The 706-nt window shown below is 21.7% G+C and carries 1 protein-coding gene; it reads right to left on the bottom strand.

All coding sequences use genetic code 11. The features are described 5' to 3' along the window. Window positions 1–706, bottom strand: a 706-nt coding sequence (locus AAGV33_RS16360; RefSeq protein WP_373393447.1) for a hypothetical protein, incomplete at both ends; no start/stop codon positions are given.

Below are 706 nucleotides of genomic sequence, written 5' to 3'. Positions count from 1 at the left end.
ACTTATTACATAAATTTTTATATAAACTTAAAAAACAATCTAAAATATCATTTTTAAGTTTAATCATTTCATCGTTATATCTGTCATCTTTAATTTTATTTATTAAAATTTCTCTATGATAATCAAATAATTTGTTTCTTAAAATATTCAATTCAATCAGTTCCTTATTCATTCTATTAGAAACTATTATTTGAGAATTATCTGAATGTAGTCTAAAATATCCGTTAGAATTTATTACCACTGAAATCATCAAATCAAATAAACCTCTTCTATCCTTCAATGCAGAAAAATACAATGTTTCAATGATAATATGCAAATTGTTTAAAATTTTAGAATTGACATCTAAAAATTTTATTTTATCAATTTTATTTTTTAATTCAAAAGGTTTGTATAAAAAATTTTCTGTTTTAGATTTTAAGGATTCTTCAAAACCAATCCCATTATCTGAAATTGAAAACTTGGTTGAGAAGTTATTCACAAACATTAAAGCAAAAGTATTTGATTTAGAATGTAAAACTCCATTAGTTATCAATTCAGACAATAACTCAACATAATAGTCCGCTTTATTTGAAGTATTGGAGTTATCAAATAATAATTCTTGAAAATGTTCTCTAACAGTATAAACATATTCAGAAATTAAGAAGTCTCTTCTTTCATCTTCACTTTCAAATTCTTCTAATTTACTATTTAAATTATCATCATTTAG

The organism is Flavobacterium magnesitis (genome assembly GCF_041729735.1).
Lineage (GTDB): Bacteria > Bacteroidota > Bacteroidia > Flavobacteriales > Flavobacteriaceae > Flavobacterium > Flavobacterium magnesitis.
Note: the sequence above shows the minus strand (reverse complement) of the source record. Positions and strands in the feature narration are given on the sequence as shown.